General features: G+C 45.5%; 20 protein-coding genes. 2 read left to right on the top strand and 18 right to left on the bottom strand.

Going from position 1 to position 21,095, the window contains the following annotated elements; translation table 11 throughout:
- Nucleotides 1–16: 16 nt before the first annotated feature.
- Nucleotides 17–319 carry an STAS domain-containing protein gene (locus GH808_RS05380; protein ID WP_186841755.1) on the bottom strand — a complete coding sequence of 101 codons (303 nt, stop codon included), beginning with the start codon at nt 317–319 and terminating at the stop codon, nt 17–19.
- Nucleotides 320–952: 633 nt separating this feature from the next.
- Here GH808_RS05380 and GH808_RS05375 point away from each other — a divergent pair.
- Nucleotides 953–3,166, top strand: a complete 2,214-nt coding sequence (locus GH808_RS05375) for an Ig-like domain-containing protein (protein WP_186841754.1) — start codon at nt 953–955, stop codon at nt 3,164–3,166.
- Between the two features lie 116 nt (nt 3,167–3,282).
- On the opposite strand, the gene GH808_RS05370 is transcribed toward GH808_RS05375, so the two are convergent.
- The 10 genes from GH808_RS05370 to GH808_RS05325 form a co-directional block, all read right to left on the bottom strand.
- Nucleotides 3,283–6,711, bottom strand: coding sequence for a pyruvate carboxylase (locus GH808_RS05370; RefSeq protein ID WP_186841753.1), 3,429 nt, complete (start codon nt 6,709–6,711; stop codon nt 3,283–3,285).
- 256 nt (nt 6,712–6,967) lie between these two features.
- Nucleotides 6,968–7,222 (bottom strand): hypothetical protein, encoded by a 255-nt coding sequence (locus tag GH808_RS05365; protein WP_186841752.1) that lies wholly within the window; start codon nt 7,220–7,222, stop codon nt 6,968–6,970.
- Nucleotides 7,219–7,518, bottom strand: a complete 300-nt coding sequence (locus tag GH808_RS05360; RefSeq protein WP_311135754.1) for a chorismate mutase — start codon at nt 7,516–7,518, stop codon at nt 7,219–7,221. Before GH808_RS05360 ends, GH808_RS05365 begins: the two co-directional genes overlap by 4 nt.
- 17 nt (nt 7,519–7,535) lie before the next feature.
- The gene (aroC, locus tag GH808_RS05355; protein WP_186841750.1) at nt 7,536–8,615 is read right to left on the bottom strand and encodes a chorismate synthase; all 1,080 of its coding nucleotides are present in this window, start codon (nt 8,613–8,615) and stop codon (nt 7,536–7,538) included.
- Entirely contained in the window at nt 8,593–9,894 is a 1,302-nt protein-coding gene (gene aroA / locus GH808_RS05350) for a 3-phosphoshikimate 1-carboxyvinyltransferase (RefSeq protein WP_186841749.1), read from the bottom strand. Before aroA ends, aroC begins: the two co-directional genes overlap by 23 nt.
- Before the next feature lie 34 nt (nt 9,895–9,928).
- Nucleotides 9,929–10,996: a 3-dehydroquinate synthase gene (gene aroB / locus GH808_RS05345; protein WP_186841748.1), complete on the bottom strand. Its 1,068-nt coding sequence runs from the start codon at nt 10,994–10,996 to the stop codon at nt 9,929–9,931.
- 354 nt (nt 10,997–11,350) lie between these two features.
- Nucleotides 11,351–12,283: an ABC transporter permease gene (locus GH808_RS05340; protein ID WP_186841747.1), complete on the bottom strand. Its 933-nt coding sequence runs from the start codon at nt 12,281–12,283 to the stop codon at nt 11,351–11,353.
- A complete protein-coding gene (locus GH808_RS05335) occupies nt 12,284–13,348 on the bottom strand; it encodes an ABC transporter permease (protein WP_186841746.1) in 1,065 nt (354 codons plus the stop codon).
- Nucleotides 13,345–14,871: an ABC transporter ATP-binding protein gene (locus GH808_RS05330; RefSeq protein ID WP_186841745.1), complete on the bottom strand. Its 1,527-nt coding sequence runs from the start codon at nt 14,869–14,871 to the stop codon at nt 13,345–13,347. Before GH808_RS05330 ends, GH808_RS05335 begins: the two co-directional genes overlap by 4 nt.
- Before the next feature lie 67 nt (nt 14,872–14,938).
- Nucleotides 14,939–16,033: a BMP family ABC transporter substrate-binding protein gene (locus tag GH808_RS05325; RefSeq protein WP_186841744.1), complete on the bottom strand. Its 1,095-nt coding sequence runs from the start codon at nt 16,031–16,033 to the stop codon at nt 14,939–14,941.
- Nucleotides 16,034–16,271: 238 nt separating this feature from the next.
- Between GH808_RS05325 and GH808_RS05320 the strand changes: the two genes are divergently transcribed.
- Complete coding sequence (locus tag GH808_RS05320; RefSeq protein WP_186841743.1) at nt 16,272–16,889, top strand: MarR family winged helix-turn-helix transcriptional regulator; 618 nt, start codon at nt 16,272–16,274, stop codon at nt 16,887–16,889.
- Between the two features lie 70 nt (nt 16,890–16,959).
- Here GH808_RS05320 and GH808_RS05315 read toward each other — a convergent pair whose 3' ends face one another.
- The 7 genes from GH808_RS05315 to GH808_RS05285 are packed head-to-tail and all read right to left on the bottom strand — an operon-like array spanning nt 16,960 to nt 21,090.
- Nucleotides 16,960–17,643: a hypothetical protein gene (locus GH808_RS05315; RefSeq protein ID WP_186841742.1), complete on the bottom strand. Its 684-nt coding sequence runs from the start codon at nt 17,641–17,643 to the stop codon at nt 16,960–16,962.
- Nucleotides 17,643–18,230 (bottom strand): PilN domain-containing protein, encoded by a 588-nt coding sequence (locus GH808_RS05310; protein WP_186841741.1) that lies wholly within the window; start codon nt 18,228–18,230, stop codon nt 17,643–17,645. Before GH808_RS05310 ends, GH808_RS05315 begins: the two co-directional genes overlap by 1 nt.
- A 28-nt stretch (nt 18,231–18,258) precedes the next feature.
- On the bottom strand, nt 18,259–19,260 hold the full coding sequence (locus GH808_RS05305) for a hypothetical protein (RefSeq protein WP_186841740.1): 1,002 nt from the start codon (nt 19,258–19,260) through the stop codon (nt 18,259–18,261).
- Complete coding sequence (locus tag GH808_RS05300; protein WP_186841739.1) at nt 19,257–19,685, bottom strand: hypothetical protein; 429 nt, start codon at nt 19,683–19,685, stop codon at nt 19,257–19,259. Before GH808_RS05300 ends, GH808_RS05305 begins: the two co-directional genes overlap by 4 nt.
- Complete coding sequence (locus GH808_RS05295) at nt 19,669–20,181, bottom strand: hypothetical protein (RefSeq protein ID WP_186841738.1); 513 nt, start codon at nt 20,179–20,181, stop codon at nt 19,669–19,671. The genes GH808_RS05300 and GH808_RS05295 overlap by 17 nt, the downstream gene beginning before the upstream one ends.
- A complete protein-coding gene (locus GH808_RS05290) occupies nt 20,178–20,585 on the bottom strand; it encodes a type IV pilus modification PilV family protein (protein ID WP_186841737.1) in 408 nt (135 codons plus the stop codon). Before GH808_RS05290 ends, GH808_RS05295 begins: the two co-directional genes overlap by 4 nt.
- Complete coding sequence (locus tag GH808_RS05285) at nt 20,575–21,090, bottom strand: GspH/FimT family protein (protein WP_186841736.1); 516 nt, start codon at nt 21,088–21,090, stop codon at nt 20,575–20,577. Before GH808_RS05285 ends, GH808_RS05290 begins: the two co-directional genes overlap by 11 nt.
- Between the last annotated feature and the right edge of the window lie 5 nt (nt 21,091–21,095).

The raw sequence follows: 21,095 nt of genomic DNA, 5'->3' as shown, positions 1-21,095 counted from the left end.
TCCGTTCAATCTTTGCTTACTCAATCGTCAGAATTTCCGAAAAACCGGTCATGTTGAAAACCTCCTGAATTTCAGGTTTTACATTTTTAATCACCATATTGCCATTCAGTGCTTTTCCCTTCTTCTGAATCAGCAGCAAAACACGCAATCCGGCGCTGCTGACAAAATCCAATTTGTCAAAATCAAGGGTTAAGTTAAAACCTTCCTGATTGTAGTAAGCTTCAAGGTCTTTTTGAAAACCCGGAGAGGTATTTGTATCCAAACGCCCTTCCATATCCACGATGGTTTTTTCATTTTCTGTTCTAAACTCGATATTCATTTTTTTCTCCTCTTTGATTATTGGATTTTTATTTTTTGTTACAATACAGGGAGTGGATTCAGCCGCAAATCATCAATTCATCGTTTACATCTTTGGATTATGGATATGCAAAGATTGTGAATATTTCTCAATGCTATCACCCGAATATAAATTTGAAGCTTTTTATAAAATCCCTCTCTGAAGCGTTTTCTGTGAACTGATCGCGGATTAACATCTGCCGCCAGGATGATTTTTTATCATCTCAACCTGGTGTAGCGGCAGGCATCAATACATTTTCTTTATGATATCATATTAATTTTTTATTCGCAACGATATACTTTGAAATTATCAAGTTGTTACAAATCTCCAGACGCTCTGTTTTTCAATGGGAAACGGTTTTTAAGCGACGGTTCGAGCGCCACAATGCGGCACTAATATGAACCCTTGAAAATCAGGATGCATCAGTCTTGATCACCATTTAGCAATATTTTCGATGCATCATTCTATTTTCTTTACATCATTATTTTTTCTTTTACAACTTGTTTACATTCTATTTACATCGTGCATTTATTGTGGTAGACTTAAGACACTTGAATTAAGTCAAATGTAAGCATTATATGCATACATCGAAATAAGAAAAAGGGAAGGAATGTCATGAAGCAGAAACCGATTATTTCTATTATTATTATCCTATTAGTCCTCCTTACCGCAATCATATTTTTCCGGGACAATGGCCAGAACGGAAACGACATGAAAACCTATCGCGCAGCCGGCACTTACAGCGAGACCGCGACCTACCAGAACGCTCTGATTACCGTTTCGGGCGTTACCATTGAAAACGCGACCTTCACCGGAAATGTTACCGTAGCCGACTCGGTTACCGATGGCGAAACCCATCTTACTTCCTGTAACGTGGCGGGTGAGTTATTCGTCTATGGGGGCGACACCATTTATATCAGCAGCGGCGCCTACCAGAAGATTACGGTTGAGAAACCCGGGACGAAAGTCATTCTGCTGGGCGATGCAAAAGTCACTACCCTCGATGCCAAATCAGTCTGCACCGTCGTCGCTGGTGAGAAAAGCCAGATTACAAACCTGATCGCCGAAAAAACAGACGGCCGGATCGCTGTCACCTCGCAGGACAATGGCACCATTACCAATATTCAGGCCAACGGCATTGCCGATATTACGCTGAGTACCGCGATCAGGAACGTCACATTTGGTCCTGATGCTGCCGGCTCAACACTTGTCGCCAACGCTGCTGTAGAAAAAATACAGGCCGGATCCAAGGTTGCCCTGACTCTCAATGCCAACGTCGGTTCGTTGATTATTACCGGCGCCGGTGAAGGCACCACCGTCAAGCTTGGCAATAACGCAGTCGTCGCTTCCCTTGGGGCGGATGCCCGCGTGGAAATCACCGGTGAAGGCAGTATCACCAGCGCCACAACCAATAATGCCGCAAACATTACCGGCACCATTACCCCCGGCACCCTGGCTGTCACAACAACGCCGCTGGTCAATGATCCTTCCGGCGGTCTGATGGTATCCAAAAGCACGTCTCAAGCCGCTACAACCGGTGGTTCATCCAGCTCCGGCACAACATCATTCAGCGCCACCTATGCCACTGGGGACACCCGTGCCGATACGCTCTGGTACTCTGAATCCAGCACGTCAGGCAATCTGATTAATCCCAAATATGAAGTGCCAGTCACCGAACCTTCCGATGAACCCGCTTTCGTTTCGGTAACAGGAATTCAGGTTTTACCCATTGAAGCGGATGTGCTGATGGGCAATACTCTGATATTAAGCGCCGACATTCGTCCCGAGAATGCAACCAATAAAGCGGTTGTCTGGGAATCGGCAAATCCCGGTATTGCCACTGTCTACAATGGCGTTGTTACACCGGTTTCCAATGGCCAGGTCATGATTGTCGCCAGAACCGCTGATGGTGATAAAACCGCTTTCTGCAAGGTTACCGTTAAAACCAGCATCACCGCGGTCACGATGATCGACTCCATCGATGCCGTCAATCATTCAGTTTCGGAAACCATCGATTACAATGCCGATTACACACTTCCGATTTGCGTGACGGTACAAGGTTATGGCAGCAGCGACGTCTTCTCCTGCTCTGTAAACTGGGCGCCGGAATCCGCTGATAATAAGAAGGTTGGCGAATCGACTTATGTCGGCACCTTGACCATGCCTGACGGCTACGTTAATTATGATGGTATCCAGCCAACGATTAAATTGACGGTCAGATCACAGCCAGTCATCACGGTTACTTCCGGTTTATCTTCCCAGCGCATTTACCTGAACGGCAACCCTGCTCCAATCAGTGTCGATGCAACGGTCTCACAGGGGAAAACGCTGAGTTACCAGTGGTTTAAACGCATCAACACGGTTGATACCACCATTGACGGAGCAACCGAGTCAACTTATGACCCGGGGGTATCAAAAACATCCGGTACGGTCTACTATTACTGTACGATAACAGCGGACAATGCGGAAACGGTGACAAAGCTGGCCGGCATTGTTGTAACGGGATCTGATCCTGCCAGTCCGACAGCTTTGTCCGAATTGCCCCAGATCACTTCCGAACCCGAAAGTACGTCTCTGATCACAGCCGGTTCTCCGGTTTCCCTTACTGTCGAAGCCAGCGTTGATGACGGGACCTTAACCTATCAGTGGTTTACCAGCCCCGAAGCCGTCGCTGCCGATGGTACTGCCATTGCCGGTGCGACCGACAAAACCCTCAATGTAACGGCTCCAGATCCGTCGGGCAGCACCTGTTATTATGTCGAAATTACCAATGCCGAGTACGGCTGTTCTCCAACCACGGCGGTCAGCCGCCCCTATTTATTGAAATAGTTTCTTTAGGCAAACAAAAATATCCATTACAATGATCAGTCATTGCAATGGATATTTTTTAGTTTCTGCGCTTAAGATTAAGCTGATGTTATATCATTTGGTTGAAAAGGAGTTTTCTACTCCATTTCAACAATCAATTCTCCCGATTGAACACTCTGTCCTTCTGAAACATAGATCCGCTTCACGACACCATCTTCACTGGCCACCATCTCTGTTTCCATTTTCATGGCTTCAACAATAACCAGCGCCTGGTTCCTGGTGACCGCATCCCCTTCATTAACGAGCACTTTCAGCACCGTCCCCGGAATACCCGAACCAACTTGCTTTTTGTTTTTCGGATCGGCCTTAAGCATGGTCACTTTTTGTTTAGCCGAAAGGCTGCGCTTATCTTCGATATAAATTTCCCGGCGGAAACCGTCCACTTCAAACATAATTGGAACCATCCCCTCATCATTGGGCGCACCCATGGTGACAAATTTGATGACCAGACGTTTTCCCTTGGAGATTTCCACATCGATGACTTCGCCTTTTTTCAGTCCGAAGAAGAAAGCATGACTTTCCATCCGCATAAAATCACCGTAATCCCGGATGAAATCCATGTATTCCCGCAGCACTTTTGGATACAGTGCGGCACTGAGTACTTCACGATCATCCAGTTTGTAATCATACTCATCGATGAACTCTTTTCTGATGGCATCAAAGTCTTCGTCTGGAAGTAACGCCCCCGGACGGATCGTAATGGGTTCGATTCCTTTTAAAACAATCTTCTGCAGTTCCGGATCGAATCCCCCTTCCGGCTGACCGATCATCCCGCTGTAAAAGTCAACAAGAGAGTCCGGATACGCCAGGTCTTTGCCTTTTGTCTTAATATTATCAGCCGTCAAACCATTTTGAACCATGAAAATAGCAAGGTCTCCCACGGTTTTGGAGCTTGGGGTTACTTTTACAATATCACCCAGCATCAGGTTTGCTTCTTTGTACTTGTCTTTCACTTCTTTGAATTTATGACCCAGGCCAAAACTTTCCACCTGAGCTCGCAGATTTGAATACTGTCCACCGGGGATTTCATATTTGTAAATCTCGGTGGATCCGGATTTCATTTCTGATTCAAAGTTTCCATACACCTGTCGCGTTGTGCCCCAGTAATCTGACAGCAACTGCAGATCATCCTCATTTAATTCGGTATCTCGCGGTGTATTTTTCAGTGCCGCAACAATGGAGTTTAATGCCGGTTGCGATGTTAATCCGCTCATGCCGTTAAAAGCCGCATCGGCAATGTCCACTCCTGCCATGCATGCCATGAGCACTGTGGCAACACCATTTCCCGTGGTATCGTGAGTATGAAGATGAATCGGCATTTTGACTTCTTCTTTCAACGTACGGATCAGTTTATGGGCCGCTGCCGGTTTCAGCAACCCTGACATATCTTTGATGGCTAAAATATGGGCTCCTGTTGCTTCAATTTCATGCGCCATTCTGACATAATAATCCAGATTGTATTTGGTTCGCGATTCATCCAGTATATCACCGGTATAACACATGCTGACTTCGGCAATTTTACCTGTTTTCAGCACTTCGTCGATGGAGATTTTCATCCCATCCATCCAGTTGAGGGAGTCAAAAATACGGAAAACATCAATCCCGGATTTTGCGGATTCCTGAACAAAGGCACGAATGACGTTATCCGGGTAATTTTTATACCCGACGGCATTTGCCCCGCGCAGCAGCATCTGGAAACAAACATTGGGAATCCGCTTTCTCAATTCATCCAGTCGTCTCCAGGGCGATTCTTTCAGATAGCGGTAAGCAACGTCAAAGGTTGCCCCGCCCCACATTTCCAGTGAGAAAAGATCCGGCGCCAGTGCCGCTGTTTCCCTGGCTATCTTGATCATATCCCGGCTTCTGACACGGGTTGCCGCAATGGACTGATGCGCATCCCGGAATGTCGTATCGCAAAGCAGCAGTTTATTCTGGTTCTTCACCCACTTGACCAGGCCGTCGGGCCCCTGTTCGTCCAGAATTTGTTTGGTTCCGGTGAAATCTGTGTCCACTGAAATGGATGGAATATAGGGTTCGTCAAAATCAGGTTTGTTTCCAAAGGTTTCGTTGACAATAATATTTCCGAAATAACGCAGCACATTCGACGCTTCACTTTTCTGCTCAGCGATATCAAACAATTCCGGATGATCATCGATAAACTTCGTATCACATTTTCCGGCTATGAAAGTCGGATGCTGAAGCACATTGATTAAAAAGTCCTTGTTTGTCTCCACGCCTTCAATTTTCATTTCCTTAAGCGCCCGAACGGCTTTGCGTCGGGTATCCTCAAAGGTTCGGGAAAATGCGGTGCTTTTGACCAGCAGACTATCATAGTAAGGAGAAATTTCCGCTCCCGTAAAACCGTTTCCGGCATCGAGTCGGATCCCAAAACCGCTACCGGTTCGATAGACATCCAGTCGTCCGGTATCCGGCATAAAGTGATTTCTGGGATCTTCCGTTGTAATCCGACACTGAATCGCCGTCCCGCGGGTTTTAATGGAATCCTGACTCGGAATGCCGACCTCTTCCGAATGCAACGGCAAACCCTGGGCAATTAGAATCTGGGATTGCACCAGATCAATGCCGGTGACCAACTCGGTGATTGTATGCTCGACCTGGATTCGCGGATTCATTTCGATGAAGAAATGATCGCCGTTTTTATCCATCAAAAACTCGATGGTCCCGGCATTTCGGTAATTCACTTCTTTCGCCAGTTTAATGGCATCCCGGCAGATTGCCTGTCGCTGTTCTTCCGTGATGCTCAGAGATGGTGTGAATTCGACAATTTTCTGATGCCGTCTCTGAATGGAGCAGTCCCGTTCAAAGAGATGAACAACATTGCCGTAATTATCCCCTAAAATCTGAACTTCGATGTGCTTTGGTTCTTCCAGATATTTTTCCACAAAAATGGTTCCGTCGGCGAAGGCCTTGGTTGCTTCGCTGGTAGCTGAGTGAAATTCTTTCAGCAGATCTTTTTCATCCCGAACGATTCGCATACCACGACCGCCACCGCCGGCAGCCGCTTTTAAAATGATCGGATATCCGGCTATATTCGCAAACTCGATCGCTTCCTGATCTGAAGTGATGGGTTTCTCAACGCCAGGGATGGTGGGCACATTCACGCTTTTTGCCACAATCTTTGATTGAATTTTGTCGCCCATTTTTTCCATCATTTCATGGGTCGGTCCGATGAAAACAATACCTTCCTCTTCGCAGCGTTTTGCAAAAACTGGATTTTCCGACAGAAAACCGTATCCGGGATGGATGGCATCGACTTCTTTTTTCTTTGCCAGGGTGATGATTTTGTCCATATCCAGATAAGCTTCAACCGGTCCGGTTGTTCCGGTAATCAGATAGGACTCATCCGCCTTCGTTCGAAACAGCGAGAGCTTATCTTCCTGGGCATAAATAGCCACGGTGTGAATGCCCAACTCCTGGCAGGCCCGAATAATTCGAATGGCAATTTCTCCCCGATTCGCAATGAGTACTTTATTAAACTTTTTCATATTACCTTCTACTTTCTTGCACGCATTTTTATGCAGTCCAAAATAAATCTTTCCAAATTAAAGTTAACTGTAGATATTATATATAATCATATCCAAATGTTAAAGCTGTTTTTTTTAAAAAACAAAATGATTTTGCATAATTTTCGGCATTTTAACATCCAGCTCGTTAAGGCTTTTTATTTATTGTAATATGTTGACTGCAGCAATATTAACGTTACCCTTAAAGAGTGCCTTTTTATTCTATCTGTGCTCCCGTTTATTGTTTTAGCGCTTTTTGATCTTCTTTTTCCAGATCAACTTCATCGCTTTTGTCATTTTCGGCGGCTTCTTCCTGAAACTTCTCATTTACTTTCTGAAGCCCCTCCTCAAAACGTTGAACTCCATAACGCTTTTTGGACTTTTTATTTAAATTGCTGTTCTCTGAGTAAAGCGTTTTGGCCATTCGGTTAACAATAAAAAATCCCGGCACCACAATTGCCACAATAATCACAAACATCATCAGATTACTCATGGCTCATCGACCTTCATCTTCTTTTTCTGATCATTGATCCATTGTGTCTGATAGACCTTGCTGGTATCCATGATTTCATGCAGAAAAAGCTCATATGCCTTGGCATATTTTTGGTTTTTGAGCTGATTTAAGTTTTTTTCAAGGACGCATTCTTCGCGATTGTGATCGAATATTTCATCATCATTATTGTATTTATATTCAGCAACTGCCTGAATGCAATCCATTCTTCGTTCGAAAAGGACACGCATTTCACCATCAATCGCATCAATCGTCGTTCTTATTTCTTCCAGTGTCACATCCAATCCCCCCATCTTTATATTAAAAAATCTGCCAAACAGATGGCCGTTACGGCCTCTACTACCGGAAAAGCCCTGACCACAATGCAGGGATCATGCCGGCCCTGTATGCTTAACGTCGCAGCTGCCATTTTTTTCAAATCGATGGTCTGCTGTTCTTTTCCGATCGAAGGCGTTGGTTTGAACGCGACCTGAAAAACAACTGGCATGCCATTTGAAATGCCGCCGTTAATGCCACCATTGTTGTTGCTTAAAGTTTCGATTTTCGACCCATTGATCGCCAGTGGGTCGTTGACTTCCGAACCATGCCTGGACGCGATCTCAAATCCAGCGCCAAAGGTAACACCTTTTACTGCCGGAATAGAAAACAGCAGACCAGCAAGACGGCTTTCGATGGATTCAAAGAACGGATTTCCAACGCCTGGCTGCAATCCGGTGACAAAACCTTCGACCACGCCGCCGACGGAATCCGCTTCTTCCATTGCGGCGATGATTTCCTGCTTCATCGTTGCTTCGAGCTCCGGTGTATAGAGCGGAAACTCAGGATTTATGAAGCCCTTTGTCAGCGCTTCATATTCTTTCCAGTTTTTTATTTTCTGGTCTTCTTTTGTGCCGATCGCGATGATTCGGCTGCCGATGGCAATCTCGGGTGCGATGGCTCGCAAGACTGCTTTTGCGACTGCTCCGGCAAAAACAAGTGGCGCCGTCAGACGGCCTGAAAAATGTCCGCCGCCCCGATAGTCCTGAAAGCCATGATAACGGATGCTACTGGCATAATCGGCATGGCCGGGGCGCATCAGGTCTTTTGTTTTTGCATAATCGCCGGAGCGGGTGTTTTCATTTCGAATCAATCCCGCCAGCGGTGCGCCGGTTGTTTTTCCGTTGAACACACCACTGAGAATCTCGATCCGGTCGCCTTCTTTTCGCGGTGTCGCCAGGGGATTTCCCCGGGCTGCCCGGCGGTTCAGTTCCTGTTGTATGCGCTCCGGATCAATATCAATACCGGCTGGTAGACCATCGATCACAGCGCCGATTCCTTCTCCGTGAGACTCTCCAAAAATCGCTACTTTGAATTTATTTCCCCAGGTCGATCCCAACAGCTTCACCTCCCAGTCTTTCAAAATCTTTCCAAAAATGCGGATATGACTTATTGACGGCTTCTGCTCCAGCCAGGATGATTTTCCCCTCAGCTCGGATGGAGGCCACCGCCACCGCCATAGCAATACGATGATCATTATGACTCGTGACGCTTCCGCCGGTGAAGTTTTCCACCCCCTGAATGATCAGGCCATCTGCCGTTTCGGTAACATTGCCGCCTAAAGCATTGATCACATCTGCGGTCGCCATTAACCGGTCGGATTCTTTAAAGCGCAGCCGCTCTCCATTTATGATCGTCGTTGTTCCCGCGCTCAGACTGCCGAGAACCCCTAATATCGGAACCAGATCCGGGCATTGCGCTACATCGATCGTCACGCCTGTGGTTATCGAATGTCTAACCACCAACGTATCGGCTTTTGCCTGGATATTGCCACCCATGGCCTTGATGATATCGACAATCACCTTATCTCCCTGCCGGGAATCAGGATTCAGATCCCGGCATTCGATGGCTTCTCCGATGATGCCGGCGACCAGCCAAAACGCCCCCTGGGAAAAGTCACCTTCCACCCGATAATCACAGGGTGAATAAGCCTGGTTGCCTTTGATGTAAAAACACTGATCATGCTCATTGACAATCGCAATCCCGAAGGATTTTAAAACGTCCAGCGTGATATCAATATAGGGTTTTGATTCCAGGGGGGATGTCAATTCAATGACTGAATCACCTGAAAGCAGCGGCAGTGCGAAAAGCAGCCCGGTAATGAACTGGGAACTGACGCCGCCATCGATCTGATAAGTGCCGGGTTTCAATTCGCCTTCCAGTGCCAGCGGCAAATCCTGGCCATCCATTAAGTGTTCAAAAGTGATTGATTTTTCCCTGAAGATCTTGTAATAGGGTTCCATCGGACGAGTCACCAACCGCCCTTTTCCGGTAATAATGACCCGCTTGGGCTGCAGCAGCGCAAGCGGAATGATAAAACGCAGGGTCGATCCGGATTCATTGCATTCAATCGCATCCGTCTTTAATTGAAGCGGTTCGCCGCCTTCAATGATCAACGTATAGCGCTGATTTGATTCTTCCTGATACGCGATGACGGCACCCAAAGCTTCCATCGCTTTACAGGTGGCAATCATGTCCTGTGACAGCAGCACATTGGAAATGACGCTTCGGCCTTTTGCCAGACCGGCTGAAATAATCGCTCGATGGCTCACACTTTTTGATGGGGGAATTTCCAAACTGCCCCGCAGTTTGGCGGGGCTGATCTCAATAGTCTTCATCTTAATCCTCATCTATTTCTATAACATAAACTGATTATCTGAACAGCTCAATGGCCTGCTGCTTTTGTATTTTCACAATTTGGCCTTTGCCGATTTTTTCCAGGGCGCAGATGTAAAGTGCGTCATTCTCGAATTTTTTATCGGTAAACAGAATTTCCTGAACTTTATCCAACGGCATTTTGGGCAGTTTGGTCGGCAGTCCGTAGGCTTCCAGAATCTCGATGACGTTTTTATAGGTGTCAGGCTGAGAAATTCCTTCCGCAACGGTCTTTTTCGTAATCTGCGCCATTCCGATCGCCACGGCTTCTCCATGCGAATATTTCTTGAATTTGAAATAAGTCTCCACCACATGGCCAACGGTATGTCCGAAGTTCAATATCCGCCGCAGTCCCTGTTCATGCTCATCGGCCTGAACCACATCCCGTTTGATCTTACAGCATTTGGCAATGATATCCTCCATGTCCTCCATCAGGTCTTCATGATAGGAATAGCCCATCAGTTTGACAAACAGCGGCGCGCTGCTGATGCAGCCGTATTTAATGACCTCGGCCATGCCATCAATCAGAAAATGATCTTCCAGCGTCTCCAGAAAAAGCGGATCGATGAGAACGGCCCGCGGCTGATGGAAAGCACCGACCAGGTTCTTGCCGAAGTCCAGATCAATTCCGACTTTTCCGCCGACGCTGCTGTCAACCTGCGCCAACAATGACGTCGGTACCTGAATCAGATCAATCCCCCGGAGATAGGTTGCTGCGCAGAAACCGCCCAAATCACCAACAACACCGCCCCCAAGGGTCAGGATCGCATCGCTGCGGGTAATATTGCACTTGACAAGTTCATCATAGATTCCGGCCGCTTCATCCAGGCATTTGCTTTGTTCTCCCGGCGGAATGACAATGCTGTAAACTTTCGGCCCGGCCAGTCGGACCTGGCGTTCAACATCGCTTAAATAGTGTTTTGCCACGTTTTTATCGGTAATAATCACAACTTTATGGTACTGTGAAAAAAGAGCCTTCATTTGCGACAAACGCCCTTTAAGTCCTTTTTCGATAATTATTGGGTATTGGTGCATATTTTCCGTTTTACAAATTAATTCCTTCATTCTTTCAGCTCCTTTTAATTCTCTTAGAAATTATACCATAATTTCAGGGGTTGTCGAGAACTCCCGTACTTTGTCTAGCGTATCAGAAATTATACCATTATTTGATATTCTAAAAGAGCCGTCTTCTCTGAAGACGGACTCAGGTTGTCGACAAGCTCCGTACCGACCAATTGTTAATCAGTTGGTTGCTGCAGCTCGGACACTCTTCGAGATATCCGTTCTGATGCAACCAACACGATGTAACAATTGTCGGTACTGCGTTAGTTCTTTGTCTACAGTCTCTGCAATCTTTTTGAAGACGGGCTCTTAGTTTTTTTAGTAACATTGTCCGATCACGGTGAACAAACTGGTGTTCTAGCGATCTTCTTTGAAGTAATTTTTCCCCAACCAAGCCGGTTCTTTTTTATTTCCGTTCTTTCGCATCGATGTAAAGACCAAAACAAAAACCGTCGCCAGATACGGCAATGCCGTAAACAGATAGATCGAAACAGGAAGACTGTACTTTTGCAGCCAGAAGCTGGCGATATCCAGGGCTCCGAAGAAATAGGCGCCCAGCATCGCTTTTCCGGGATTCCACATCGCAAAAATAACCAGGCACACGGCAATCCAGCCCCGTCCGCCGACAACATCCACCGGATAAACACTGATATAAACCAGTGACAGGAAGGCTCCGCCCAGTCCACATAGTGCACCGGAAAGCAGAATGTTGAAATATTTATATTTGTCAACCGAAATCCCGCTCGCATCAGCGGCCACCGGGTTCTCACCGATCATTCGGGTGTTGAGCCCCCATTTTGTCTTGTAAAGATAAATATAGATGGCGATGACAAGGAGATATGAAAAATACACATAGACGCTCTGATTGAAAAATATATCTCCGATATAGGGAATATTTCCCAACCCCGGCAATCTGACCGGTTGAAAAAAGGTCGTGATGGCTTCCGGCACTTTTTTCCCCACAAAATCTCTGCCAAAAAAGGCGGCAAACCCAACCCCGAAGATACTCAGCGTTAGTCCGGTAACCGTCTGGTTGGCTTTGAAACTGACTGTCAGCAAAGCGTAAATCAGCGCCCCGGCCGCTCCGGCCAGAGCGGCGCAGAGAACCGCTGCAATCGGATTGCCAAACGTGAAGCCGGCAATAAAACCGATGACCGCCCCCATCTGCATCATTCCTTCAACACCGAGATTCAAGTGACCGACTTTCTCAGAAATAATCTCTCCCAGGGTTGCGTAAAGCAGACACGTTCCGGCTTTAACAGCCGCACATAAGAAAAATACTAATTCCATTTAAGCAACCTCGCTTTCCGTTTGATCCCGCACAAACCGATACCGCAGTAAAAACTCGCTGCCGAGAATAAAGAACAGGATGATCGCCTGAATCATCTCTGCCACCGAGCTTGGAATCTGGAATGCCGTCTGAATATAAGATGCCCCCTGAAGCAGGATCGCAAAAAAGAATGCATTGGTCACGACAAAAGGCACCTTAAGCCCGGAAAGCCAGGCGACAATGATGGCGGTAAAGCCGAGGCCGCCGGTGATTTCAACCGAAAGGGCACCGCTCACGCCGCTGATCTGAAACATGCCAACCAGGCCACAAAGGCCGCCGCTGACCAGCGCGGCAATCATAATTGTTTTCGTAATGTTGAGGCCGATATAGCGGGCAGTGTTTTCGCTTTCGCCCAGCACGGCTATCTCAAACCCTTTTTTTGATTTGTTCATAAAAAAATACATCACCAGCACAATAATGACAACGAAAAAAATACTGAGATTAAATCCACTCACCGTAGGCAGTAGCGCATTGTCCGGCAAATTTGCAATTTTAGGCATCCCACTTGCTGCAGGGTCCTTCCAAAAATCATATTGCAGTGCCGTAACCAGGGTCAGCGCGATATAATTCAACATCAGTGTGAACAGCGTTTCGTTGGTGCCGAAACGGGCTTTGAAGAAGGCTGGAATCATCAGCCAGACTGCCCCAAATACAAAAGCAAGGATCATCATGCACAGCAGCATGATCGGCAGTGGTAGATTGGGCAGCAACCTGACCACGAGCGTCGCACCGACTGCGCCCATCAAAAACTGACCTTCCGCTCCAATATTCCAGAACTGCATTTTAAAAGCAACCATTACCCCTAATGAAAGCACGAGTAAGGGGACCATTTTTTCCATGGTTGCGGCAAACCGGTGAACACTGCCGAAACATCCCTGCAGTATTCCGAAATATAACTGCAGCGGATTTGCCCCGGCAAAAATAACAATGATCGATGCCACGAGAAGAGCGGCAAGAATTGCGGCAACCCGGATGATCATTTTATCCCGGGTTTTGGGAACCTCTTTTTTAACTATATGAATCATTTCTCTCCACCTTCATCCATTACCCCGGACATCAGCAGCCCGATAGCTTCTTTGGTCGTTTTTCTGGGATCGACAATCCCGGTAATTTTTCCTTCACATAATACCATAATGCGATCGCACAGATTCATCAGCACATCCAGATCTTCCCCGACGTACATAATAGGTTTCATTTTGACTTTTTGAGCATTCAGCAGTTCATAAATAATCTGGGACGAACCCACATCCAGTCCGCGCGTTGCATAAGCCGTCACCATCAGCTTCGGATCAAGGGCAATTTCACGTCCCAGCAGAACTTTCTGAATATTTCCTCCCGACAGCAGGCTGACCGCATGATTTTCAATGGCCGGTGTTGAAACATTGAGTTTTTCGACTAGCATTTCGGCTTTTCCACGCGAAACAGCCCGGGAAATTCCCCAGCCTTTTTTGTTACGGTAGTCCTTGAGCAGGACATTGTCAATGATATCCATCGATGAGACCAGTCCCATTCCCAGACGGTCCTCCGGAACAAAGCTCAGGCTGATCCCCAAGTCGTAAATCTTTTCCGGTGTTTTACCGACAATGTTCTCCCCTTCAAAAATAACTTCCCCGCTTTTTATCGGGTACAATCCAGCGATGCCTTCGCAGAGTTCTTTCTGTCCACTGCCTGCAATTCCGGCAACCCCAAGAATTTCTCCGGCATAAAGGTCAAAACTCACATGATCAAGGATATTGACCTTGTTCCGGTCAACCGCCGTCAGTGATTTGACTTCCAGGCACTTTTTGCCGCGCTCCACCTGAACGTAAGGAACATTGAGCTCCATGACATCCCCGACCATCATGCCCGCCAGCTCCTGCTGATTTGTTTCATTTTTATTGACGGTCTGAATCGTCGTTCCTTTTCGCATGATGGTAATCCGGTCACTGATTTCCATGACCTCTTCCAGTTTATGGGTAATAATAATGACGGAGCAGCCATTGTTCACCATTTTTCTGATAATGCCAAATAAATTGTTGATCTCCTGAGGAGTGAGCACTGCAGTCGGTTCATCCAGAATCAGGATATCGGCGCCGCGGTAAAGCACCTTGAAAATTTCCAGACTCTGCTTTTCAGCCACCGACATTTCATATACTTTTTTATGCGGATCAATATCCATGCCCAATTTGTCGATCAATTTCCCCATATCATCTAAAATCTTTTTTTTATTTAAAAAAGGGGGCGTCTTCCGGCTGCCGGCGGCAACATTTTCAATGGCGGAAAAAACCTCCACCAATTTATAGTGCTGCGGCAACATCCCGATACCTAAGTTCAGCGCATCTTTGGGGGAGGTGATCTTCACGATCTGTCCCTTCACTTCTACCGAACCTTCATCCGGCATATAGATACCGTTTAAAACATTCATCAGTGAGCTTTTCCCGGCGCCGTTCTCACCCAGTATGGCGTGCACTTCTCCCTTTTTTAATGAAAATTCCACATGATCCAGGGCTTTGACCTTGCCAAAAACCTTTGTGATGTTTTTCATTCTAACAACATAATCATTATTCATGCTTTCACCTTTGCTATAAAAACAGCGGACAGAGCCATTAGGACCCTGTCCGTCATTAGTTTTTTGACTATTTTACGCTGCCGACAACATTATCGACAAACCAGTCCATACTTAATTGAGCATCATCCGTCAATTCTGCACCAGCATTGACTCGTACCGTTCCAGTTTGATCTTTGATCTCGCCGGCAAATACTTTGAGTGTGCCACTCTTGATCGCTGCGGTTGCAGTATCAACCTTTGACTGAGCAGATCCAGGTGCCAATGAAGTCAGGGTATCCAGTGAAACAATGCCATCATTCATGCCGCCCCAATATTGACCGGTTTTCCAGTTGCCGTCAATAACAGCCTGAACACGGTCGATATAGTAGCCACTGTAATCCCAAAGCGGTGCGGTCATGTAAACTTCCGGCATCGTGGTCGCGGCACTGAGGTCATAGCCGATGGACAGTTTTCCGGCTTCTTTCGCAGCTTCCATTGTCGCTGTCGAATCCTGATGTTGCGCAGTTACGTCGCAGCCCTGTTGAATTAGTGCTTCAGCAGCTGCTTTTTCAACGGTTGGATCATACCAGGTGTTGGTCCATGATACATTGACAGTCGCGTCCGGATTGACTGATTTTACGCCCCGCGCAAAGGCATTGATGCCACGAACAACTTCTGGAATTGGCATGGCGGCAACGTAGGCAATTTTATTTGATTTTGTTGTCAACCCAGCAACGATCCCTGATAAATAACGGGGTTCTTCAATTCGTCCAAAATAAGTTGCCATATTATCAGCGGTCATATAACCTGAGCAATGTTCAAATTTAACGTCTGGGAATTCTTTGGCAGCTTCTGCCATCCCTTCCATGAAACCATAACTGGTTCCAAAGATAATGGTACAGCCCTGATCAACCATATCTCTAATCGTTGAAACAACGGCACTCTTTTCTTCTGCAACATTTTCCTTAACGACGGTCTCAACCTTGCCATTAAAGTGTTCAACCATTTTTGCCCGACCTTGATCATGAACCTGTGACCAGCCACCATCATCAGCAGGGCCGACGTACATAAAACCAACCTTTGTCACCTGATTTGATTTTGATGTCGAACCTGAACTACATCCTGCAACGCTTACGACGATCATAATCAGCGCAAGCATCAATACTCCCAATTTCTTTTTCATTCCGTTCCTCCTAATTAAAATTAGGTGTAACCCTGTTTGTTCTATGAAACAGTCTTACCCACGTTATTATTTTAACTAAAAAACATCTAAAATGCAATCTAAAAAAGCAGAATAAAACAATGAACAAAAGTACAATTTCTGTTGCAATCAGCGCTATAGTTCGTTATTATTGTAGTATGTAAACATGGTGAACAAAACCATCGCCATGGTTAAACAATTTTTTGAAAGGGGTATCGTTTTGAAGAAAGAGAAAAAGAGCAAGAAACTGACTGGCAAAGAAGTCAGGGATTCCAAGAAAGAATCAAAAAAGAAGAATCTGAATGAAGAAAAAAAATCAGGTACCGTTGAAAAAAAATCAAAAACTTCCGATATTCAGCCGACTGCAGCGGTTGATCGGACGACGGTAAAAAAACTCATCGTGGATTCAGCAAATCTATATCAAAATATCCTTGTGCTCCCCCAGAATTTCAATGTGAGCAGCCGTTCGTATTCACTGTTTCCTTCTGAGCTCAAGGCGCTCGATATGATTGGTCATTTTCCAGAAATAAACTTAACGCAACTGGCCAACAAAATTGGCATTTCCAAGAGTGCGATTTCCAAATGCACTTCCAAGCTTCTGGAAAAGAGCTTGATCAAAAAAGAAAAATCAGCGGTCAATACGCGTGAAGTCGTTTTTACACTCTCCGAAGACGGTCAATCCATTTTTTCTCAACTTGGCAGTGCTCATACCGATTTATTCAAACCCGTTAACGAAGTCATTGAAAACCTTTCCAGCCAGGAGATCGACGAACTTCAGCGTATTTTTTCGGATTTTTATTCAAGTTTAAACGAAATCCTCGATCGCCGCGAAATTTAATCCCGAAAAGTAAAACATTTTGTAACAACGCCATTTAAAAAACTATCATTTTAATACCGTGAAAGCTGATTCAACTATTCTGATCAGCTTTTTCTTTCGTTATTTCATCAACTGTTCCGTAACTTTCCAGCTTCAAAGTCATGGTCTTGCCGGACAGAACATCGCCTTTTATTTCCGTATCGATTACTTTTACAATTGGTTGATAGACTGCCACTGCCTGAAGCAAGCGGATGAAGTTCGCTTCATTTCCCGAGCAGACAACCGTGAACGAACAACTGGCCAAATATCTGCCATCCGGTCCTTTTATTGTTTTGTCTTCATTTTCAATAAACGCCTTGTCAATTTTCACACCGACTGCCTCCTCCATTTGAGTATTCAGTGTGTTGAACTCGATCGATACCAGCGTGACTTCTGCATCCTCTGCCATCTGCACCATTCCGTAATAGAGCCCTACCGTATCAATATTTTCCGGAATATCATTTCGGCTCTCATTAAGTTTTTCGCGAATGCTTCCCACTTCCGACAAATACGCCTCTTTTGTCATTTCTTCGGGAAAGCCCGTGCTGATGTTGCGCTTTTCCTGCAGAACTGCCTTGTTTAAAGCATACGCCTGATATTGGGGAACCAAAATAAATGCCGTCATCATAATGAGAACGGCAACCAGAATAATGCCTTTTTCGATTTTCAGTTTCAGGCCCTGATCACTTGTTTGCGCTTCTTTTTGACTGGTTTTGTCGATAACATTTCGGCTCATTATTTGTCACCATCTGCAACCTGGATCGCGAACGTGAATTCCCAGATGTTTGCATTTGCAGCCTCATTGGTGGTGCTTTTATTTTCACCATCAGGCAATGTTTTATTTGAAGTATTCTGGATGCTCACATTCTTGAACAACTCACGTGTCATCAGCTGATCTTTGAACAGAAAGATATCCTCCTGGTTTTTCGTACGACCAGTCACTTTCAAATTTCCGTCAATGAATGTATATTCGATCAGGCTGACGCCGGTCGGAAGCGTATCACATACGTCAATTAATGACTGCAGCGATAAATCTTTGTTCTGCGTCAAGGCTTCCTTCAGTATAATTTGATGTTCCAATAACGCGTTCTGATCAGAAATATTCTGATAGACAATCTGGGATTCACTTTTATTCTTGATAACCGCATCAACTTGTTGTATGCTCGCCAGACAATTTTGATTGAGTATGCTTAAAATACCATCGGTCGCAATAAATAAAATCGTCAATGCAATAATAATCATGATCCACATGTCTCTACCTGATAATTTCCCGATTCTTTCCTTCCCTGAATGAATTGGCAACAGGTTTATTTCTGTTTTCATATCAATTTCCATTCCTATCACAAAACTGTTATCTCAGCATACCACTTAAACAGGGCAACAATAAGCAAATCTCGTCTTTGGTTATTTCTTCCGGGAAACGAAACAATTGCTGATTTTCCAGAAAACATGAAAGCGATTTGATTTCTTTGTTAATCTTCGCTCCGATGCTGGCCAGAACTCCGTCCTTGATGCTTTCTCCACCCAGTAAATAGATATTGCTTTTTTCATACCCTCTGGCAATCCCTAACGGCGATTGAAAACTATCCATTATTCCTTTGACAATCGGTGCCAGATAACCATCCAGATCCGATGAGACCCGCGTTTCGATCCGTCTTTCTTCCTGAAGGAAGCCCTTATCATAAAACATCAGACGGGCGCCGGTCTGACCCATATCAATGAGCAAATCCATTCTTTTTGCTTCCGCATCGAGCAGTTTTCCATATCCGTAAAACTGCGGTTCAATCCGTTTCAGTGCATGTTTGGTGCTCTTGAAAACCCTGCAGTATGCATCCAGCAATTCTTTTTGTACCGCTATGCCCAGGGCATCGATTTTCTTATCATCGAAGCCCAGATATTCAAATCTTTCAATCCGCTCTTTGGCCAAATAATCAATCCGCCAGTCATCAATCTTTTCAGTGGCCTTGGCCTTGGTAGCGTTACTGATTTCATGGTAAGCGCTGTCCCATTCAGCCAACTTTTCTGGGATCATCACCTGCATTTCCCATTTGACGGCCTTTTTGAGATCCTCCTGGGTCATCATCGGATAGGCAAAAGACGACACGATCATTTTTCTGTGATTGAGCACCAGCATCAAATCATCTTTTCTGCTATGACCCTTAAGCAGTGTTCTGAGAAACACCACCAGATCGATCTTTTTTTCCGGCATCCCCTCATTAAAAACATCTTTCGGTGTTTTCTCAATCCAGTAGTTTTCGATTTGCACAATGCCGGCTTCATTGCGGTATCCACTGATTATTTTCGTTAGTTCCGTACCCAGATCAACCACCCATTGTCTTTTTTCCTTTTTCATTCTACCTCCACCATTTTCCATTTAAATGACAGGATTTTCCCCTTATCTGTTTCTTCACTCGCGGGCATAATCTCGATCTCACCAGTTATGCCTTTTTTGAAATCACCATACCGGCTTTTTATCTCGACAACGCGTAGGTTTTCAGATGCTTCTGTGACTGCAATGCTGTAACTGCCGCCATTTTCATCGTTTTCCATCGCCGCTGTTCCGTTATAATGGATATTGTTCTCCAGTTCGGCTTGCACAACCGCCATGGCATTTTTCCCTGTTAAAACACAAAGCTCGTAATCCTGATTCAACACATTTGCATGCAGTTCGGCAATTCCCTGAGTTAATAAGTATCCGACGCCTCCGGCCAGCAGAGCAATCACCACAAGCACCAGCGGCAGGATAAATCCTTCTTCGTTGTTAATAAGCTTTATCAAGAAATTCCACGGTCTTTCCGTGCTGAATCGTCGTTTTCCGCTGATAGCTTTGTCCATCAACGGCCAATGTATATTCAAGCACTATTTCGTTATGCGGTCCCAGAGTAAGGGCAAAACTCCGGATATTATCAGAAAACTGACTGTTTTCCCCGCCTCCGATCAGGTTGAATTTTATATTATCGACTTTGAAACGTCGCAACAAACCATATTGATATTGATAAAAATTATAAAAACTGTCCGGGCTATCCAAATCCTGCAGGTAGACGCGGTTGTGTTTAACGATGATGCGCTCCGATTTCAGAACCTGTTTTTGAAAGAAAAGGTTTAAATAGCGTTCGTTGTAGGCGACTTTTTGGTTGATTTGCGCTTTATCATGAATGCTGTTCACAAATACCAGTCCTGTCAACAGCATGACCAGAACCAGCGCGATCACCATCAAAGCCATGATGGCTTCAATCAGAGAATAACCGTCTTCATTAAAAGGCTTCTTTTTCATGACGGCCTCCAAATAACTTTGAAAAAGAATACCTTCTCCCGACTGTTTGGCCCTTGATGCGAAATTTTGATCGTATACAGATTCGGCTCATCATTGCTTTTTATTTCTTCCAGCCGATAATCCGGATAGCCGCTTTGTAAAACGGCAGCCACTTTTTCGGAAAGCGTTTCGGCGGCGGGTTCCTTTAAACTTCCAGAAATCTCATCGTACATGCTGTTGATTTCAATGGACTGTTCAAAAATATTTTTTGAAACCATCTCCGTTTTAATCGCCATTCCATAGAGTCCCAGAATGGCGGTAAGCCCAAAACCGCAGATAGCAATCGCAATAATCGCCTCCACCAGGGTATAGCCGGTTTGTGTTTCCTTTAACCGTCTGAATTGACCGTTTCGTTTATGGCTCATCCAAATAGATCCTTCCATTGCCGGGCTGTATAATTATTTTTCTGACGCTGCCGCTGGGACTCGTCAGCTTCACCGTTCCTCCTGTTGAGACGGTGCCACTGCCATAGAGCTTGAGCGAACTCAATCCCGTATAGGCACCGAAAAAACGAAATGTCGCCACCGGAATCACGGTCTGATGATTGATGCTATCCTTGGTCCAATTTACCTGCATCCCCTGATCCAGAAACCGTATCTTCCGTGGACAGCCATCCATGATGGCTTCATTTTGATACTGAAGCAATGTGTACAGAATCTTTTCACATTCTGCATTGAAGGCATTTTCCGCAATTTTCTCTTTTTCTCCAAAGCCAAAGCTTACCATGGATACCGTCAGAAATGACAGTATTGACAAAGTCACCACGAGTTCCAGTAAGGTATACCCTTTTTGAAATCGCCCTGACTTTTTCGTTGTTCTTTCTTTGGCCGCAGAAAATATGTATTCGTTTACATCTGCTACATTTTTCATCTCTT

Origin of the sequence: Acetobacterium fimetarium (genome assembly GCF_014284475.1) — a bacterium.
GTDB classification, from domain to species: domain Bacteria; phylum Bacillota; class Clostridia; order Eubacteriales; family Eubacteriaceae; genus Acetobacterium; species Acetobacterium fimetarium.
This window is presented reverse-complemented; position numbering and strand designations above follow the sequence as displayed.

Bases quoted from the DNA above. Each gene is read 5' to 3' on its own strand.
- GH808_RS05380 (WP_186841755.1), bottom strand. From the start codon at position 319: ATGAATATCGAGTTTAGAACAGAAAATGAAAAAACCATCGTGGATATG.
- GH808_RS05375 (WP_186841754.1), top strand. From the start codon at position 953: ATGAAGCAGAAACCGATTATTTCTATTATTATTATCCTATTAGTCCTC.
- GH808_RS05370 (WP_186841753.1), bottom strand. From the start codon at position 6,711: ATGAAAAAGTTTAATAAAGTACTCATTGCGAATCGGGGAGAAATTGCC.
- GH808_RS05365 (WP_186841752.1), bottom strand. From the start codon at position 7,222: ATGAGTAATCTGATGATGTTTGTGATTATTGTGGCAATTGTGGTGCCG.
- aroA (WP_186841749.1), bottom strand. From the start codon at position 9,894: ATGAAGACTATTGAGATCAGCCCCGCCAAACTGCGGGGCAGTTTGGAA.
- aroB (WP_186841748.1), bottom strand. From the start codon at position 10,996: ATGAAGGAATTAATTTGTAAAACGGAAAATATGCACCAATACCCAATA.
- GH808_RS05340 (WP_186841747.1), bottom strand. From the start codon at position 12,283: ATGGAATTAGTATTTTTCTTATGTGCGGCTGTTAAAGCCGGAACGTGT.
- GH808_RS05335 (WP_186841746.1), bottom strand. From the start codon at position 13,348: ATGATTCATATAGTTAAAAAAGAGGTTCCCAAAACCCGGGATAAAATG.
- GH808_RS05330 (WP_186841745.1), bottom strand. From the start codon at position 14,871: ATGAATAATGATTATGTTGTTAGAATGAAAAACATCACAAAGGTTTTT.
- GH808_RS05325 (WP_186841744.1), bottom strand. From the start codon at position 16,033: ATGAAAAAGAAATTGGGAGTATTGATGCTTGCGCTGATTATGATCGTC.
- GH808_RS05315 (WP_186841742.1), bottom strand. From the start codon at position 17,643: ATGAGCCGAAATGTTATCGACAAAACCAGTCAAAAAGAAGCGCAAACA.
- GH808_RS05310 (WP_186841741.1), bottom strand. From the start codon at position 18,230: ATGAAAACAGAAATAAACCTGTTGCCAATTCATTCAGGGAAGGAAAGA.
- GH808_RS05305 (WP_186841740.1), bottom strand. From the start codon at position 19,260: ATGAAAAAGGAAAAAAGACAATGGGTGGTTGATCTGGGTACGGAACTA.
- GH808_RS05295 (WP_186841738.1), bottom strand. From the start codon at position 20,181: ATGAAAAAGAAGCCTTTTAATGAAGACGGTTATTCTCTGATTGAAGCC.
- GH808_RS05290 (WP_186841737.1), bottom strand. From the start codon at position 20,585: ATGAGCCATAAACGAAACGGTCAATTCAGACGGTTAAAGGAAACACAA.
- GH808_RS05285 (WP_186841736.1), bottom strand. From the start codon at position 21,090: ATGAAAAATGTAGCAGATGTAAACGAATACATATTTTCTGCGGCCAAA.